4 protein-coding genes are annotated in these 4,258 nt (G+C 43.6%); 2 read left to right on the top strand and 2 right to left on the bottom strand.

The features are described from left to right. Together LHW48_02740 and LHW48_02735 are read left to right on the top strand one after the other, a co-directional pair. Positions 1-748, top strand: a 748-nt coding sequence (locus tag LHW48_02740) for an AAA family ATPase (protein MCB5259376.1), incomplete at its 5' end; no start/stop codon positions are given. Continuing rightward, on the top strand, positions 745-1,704 hold the full coding sequence (locus LHW48_02735) for a hypothetical protein (protein MCB5259375.1): 960 nt from the start codon (positions 745-747) through the stop codon (positions 1,702-1,704). The genes LHW48_02740 and LHW48_02735, both read left to right, overlap by 4 nt. A gap of 97 nt (positions 1,705-1,801) precedes the next feature. Here the strand turns inward: LHW48_02735 and LHW48_02730 are convergent, their stop codons facing one another. Together LHW48_02730 and LHW48_02725 are read right to left on the bottom strand one after the other, a co-directional pair. Further along, positions 1,802-2,680 carry a hypothetical protein gene (locus LHW48_02730; GenBank protein ID MCB5259374.1) on the bottom strand — a complete coding sequence of 293 codons (879 nt, stop codon included), beginning with the start codon at positions 2,678-2,680 and terminating at the stop codon, positions 1,802-1,804. Continuing rightward, complete coding sequence (locus LHW48_02725; GenBank protein MCB5259373.1) at positions 2,680-4,233, bottom strand: hypothetical protein; 1,554 nt, start codon at positions 4,231-4,233, stop codon at positions 2,680-2,682. The genes LHW48_02730 and LHW48_02725 overlap by 1 nt, the downstream gene beginning before the upstream one ends. Positions 4,234-4,258 lie beyond the last annotated feature (25 nt).

Raw genomic sequence — 4,258 nt, 5'->3', positions numbered from 1 at the left:
TGCCTGGGATATCATACGAAAAGATGAAGATGTTCGACGAAAAGTAAACAAGTGGCTTTCATCTAATGATAGACTTCAAACACCATATGAGCTTGCCCTTAGAGAGTTGATTGATATTGATCAAATTTATGATACCCTTACTGTGGGGATTGATCAAATAGATTTGGATTTCGATATAACATATGATCAGGAAAGCCCAACCGGTGGATGTCCGATTATTAAGGATTCAGAGCTTGAAGCACAGAAAATTATTGACGCGATACACACAGCAAAGATTGAAAAAATTCCAGAGTTAGTCATGATTGACAAAAGATCAGATACAGTAGTAAGTCATAGAGATATAGGTGTTGGAATCAGCCAAGTACTTCCTGTCCTTGCTTACTCATATGCTAACAAAGACGCAACAATCGCTATCGAACAACCAGAAATCCACTTACATCCTGCACTACAATCTGATTTAAGCGATGTATTTATTGAAACAGCAATGGGACCCAATAAGAATCGTTTTTTAATCGAAACACATAGTGAGCATATACTGCTTAGAGTAATGAAACGTATTCGGCAAACAACAAATGGAGATTTACCGAAGTGTTTATTCCCTCTCAAACCTGATGATGTATGCGTATTGTTTGTTCAACCCGATGGATCGTCAAGTCGTATAATTGAGATGCCACTTGATAAGAATGGAGATTTGATTAGGTCATGGCCAGGGGGTTTTTTTGAAGAGGGCTTAGAGGAGTTGTTTTGAGACCACTTCTTGAAAAGGCAGTTCTACTTCCATGCGTATTTGCTATAGATTTTGATTCTATACCCAATGTCAACCTGTACCATTTGAAAAAAATGCTCTTTGATTTTTGTGTCGTTTGTGATACTCCTGACTACGCTTGCACCAAAGCGGTGCTAGAATATGCAAAATCCGGAAACACGAGATCTCATCGACATGCTAAAGAGGTCATTGAAAAGCTGAGGAAGCAGGGTAGGCTGCATACATTAAATCATAGTACCAAAGCAAAGCAAAAAAAGACTGGTTGCTTTCTTGACAACGTGTTATTGATTCATAGTGATGACTACGAAGTATTTTCCAATTGTCAAAAAAGCACGATTCAAGATGCTGTCACAGTGGTAGGGAATATAAATGTTAACGATATGGCTTCATTACATAAATCTGAATGGTTGAATAAAGAAAGAAGTTCAATAAGATTAGAACGTAGTATTGACCACTTTATAGCTGCGCTAAAGCTGCTACTCGAAACATCAAAATCGATAAATTTTATCGACCCACATTTAGACCCGAGTAGGCATGATTACGAGGATTTTTTTAAGATATTCTCTATATGTAACGATAATAATAATTGCAGTGAGATAAATATACACAGAGTCTGTTATACTGGTAGTGGAGCTCAAAAGGAAAGACAATCAAGAGAGTATTGGGAAAACATTTTCAGAGACAAACTTCAAGGCTATAATACCAATAATAAAGCTCATGTGTATATCTGGCCAGATTTTCATGACCGTTTTATACTAACTAATTTGATGGGCTTCTCATTACCATATGGGATATCAACGACTAAGGACACTACAGAGCTTACTGGAAAAACAGTTTGGACAAAGCTATCCTTTAGTGATAATAATAATCTTCAGAATGTCTATAATGATAACAAGCTATTGAACAATAATACTAACAGCTATAAGTTTGAGTTATAGACATAGCGAGATATCGTCCAAAAAAGAAAGATTGTTTATTTCATTGATGTTGGCGGTTTATATTTTATGTGAATATATTAATATTCAATATTACCTTTCAGTGTATAGCAATAGAATTTGTCCTACACTTCCAATGAAACGGTGGGAAGGGAGTATGCGTTCCTGAGACCCCAACCGGGTTCATCTCTGAGTCGTATTCGATCTGATCGTCTTTGACCCACGGTGCAAGTGCTTTGATATAGTCTCTGGCATCATCCAGACTGCTGGACTTGGTATCCAGAGCCATCAGGTTGTCCATCACTTCCAGAGCATCGTTTAACGGGTAGACTTTATCCTGAGCAGCAAGAGCCCGGCAGATGTCGCTAGTGCGGTCATCCAGGATCACTACCAGTTTATAGTATCTGGCTTTGGCTTTCTTGTAGCCTTGCAGCCTCCCGAACTCTCTGATTCTCAGTGCGGTATGCTCTGCTAGTCCCTGCCAGTAGTGGGATGATCGGTTGGCAAGGTCATTGAACTGGTCTTTGAGGGTATCGGCAAGCATCTCTTTGGTATAGCCTTGCTCGATAGCTTTGGAGAGGGTGTCTGCGAAGTTCTGCCTGACATCAGCTTCGAAGTGATTCCCGATCCAGAACAACTGCTGCTTCTGGATGGTGGATGATAAGTGCTGATCTTCGATGCCCCAGAGCCCGATGTTGGTTTTAGTTGGTGCTTGTACTTGCGTGTCCTTGAGTCCGAGCCGCACACAGCGGTCTATTATCGCTTTGGTGGGCTCATTGACCAGTGCTGCGAAGTCATCTCCCAACTGGGTATTGATGATACCCATAAGCTTATCTATGGCGTTCTTGTTGATCTTCTCGGCTCTTGGCATGTCACTCATCATCTGGATGGCAAGCCTGGCTGCATCCTTGATTTCGGATTTCCAGGCATTATTCAGGACCCGGTAATACTCAAGCATGAGCTTATCATAGTAGTTCATCAGAAGCTGAACCTCCGGACTTTCACTCTATTCCTGCCGATATCATATTCAGAGAACCTCTCCAGACATCCTGCCAGGGCATCACAGCCATCGATAAAGCCATCAGGATAGGTGAGGAACTGAGAGATCAGGGTTGGTGTATCTTGACCTTCAGGAAAGAGTATCTTGGTAGTCTCGATGATGGTCTCTGTTCTCTCTATACGCAGGTTCTTGTTATCCTTGTTATCGATACGCTTGATGCGGTGGCTTATCGGAGGTAGATTGATATCCGTAGCCCACCGATCGAAGTCGGCCAGGATACGAGCTTGCCCGTAAGTTGTTTCACAGGCTGCCCGGGCTTTCACTCCGTAGATTCTATCTAACTCCTGATAGGCATCGTAGTAGTATCTGAAGAACTTGGTGTTCTCAGTTTGACGTATCCAGACGTGGATCACATAGAACCTGTTACCATCGTAACCAATGGAGATAACAGCCTTGTAACAGCCCTTCTCTCCCCAAGCAGGATCGGCATAGAGCCAGACCCGCTTCATCTGGGATGGTTCCGGTAGTGTTCTAAACTTGGTGAACCAGTGGTTCTTGAAGATGTTTCCTTCGATTACAGGCTGTCCCAGCATCTCTCTTTGATATCCGGTTTGCCCGAACTTGGCTCGTAAGCTTGGCAGAGTGGCAGTGGGGTATTGAGCCTCCCAGGTGGACTTGCCCTGCATATCTTCGAGTGAGAAGCGCAAAATCGCTTTCTGGTGCGTTTTCAGTACCGATTGGTATCTTGTGTCCAGATCGGGATTATCTGCCAGCATTTCGCTTAATATGAGCTCCTGAAACTGGCAGATCGCATAGTTGGGATGCACTAGGTTACCGAGCCAGACGATCTTGCCATTGCCATCGGGTGATAGAGCTCCGGCAAGCTCCTGGGAGATCTTCTCCATACGTCTCTTGCCGATGGACTGGTTGCCCATGTTCTCTTCTTTATCGATATCATCACAGACAATCAGTCCGGGCCGCTTAGCTGTCTTGGGATTAATAGTTCCTCTATGAGATTGCTTGATACTTCTGGCTCTGATCCTTGCCTTGTTCTTGAGATAGAAGTCGAGATCGAAGGCATCCACAGGATGCAGCTCAGGATAGTCCATAGTGAGCCGCTTATTGTTCTGCAGCTCATGCAAGGTAAACGCTGTGCGCTCCTGTGCCAGATCTACGTCTGCTGCAGTATGGATCACATAGCGTTCGCCTTTGATGATTCTCCAGATAGGATAGACTACTCCCATGAGTACCGTTTTGCCCAGCCCACGAAAGCCTGTTATGCCGATGATGCCTGAGCCCTTATCAGTCTCATCGAACATAGTCTCGTGCGCTGGGCAGAAAGGTAGTGGGAAGATATGCGGGAAATAGGTATGGCAGAAGAACGAGAAAGCATCCCAACCTTCTCCGGTGGTTCTTCTGATGCGCTCAGTCTTGGCTTCAGGATTATCGTCTATAAAAGGCAAGACGGAGATCGTTTTGGATGCGATCTCCGCCAATGCCTTGTTATGCCGCTGGAGGAACTTCTTAGACATAACTTAAATACCTCGACGCCTGTTT

It is taken from the genome of Candidatus Cloacimonadota bacterium (assembly GCA_020532355.1).
Lineage (GTDB): Bacteria > Cloacimonadota > Cloacimonadia > Cloacimonadales > Cloacimonadaceae > UBA5456.
This window is presented reverse-complemented; position numbering and strand designations above follow the sequence as displayed.

Bases quoted from the DNA above. Each gene is read 5' to 3' on its own strand.
- LHW48_02730 (MCB5259374.1), bottom strand. From the start codon at position 2,680: ATGAACTACTATGATAAGCTCATGCTTGAGTATTACCGGGTCCTGAAT.
- LHW48_02725 (MCB5259373.1), bottom strand. From the start codon at position 4,233: ATGTCTAAGAAGTTCCTCCAGCGGCATAACAAGGCATTGGCGGAGATC.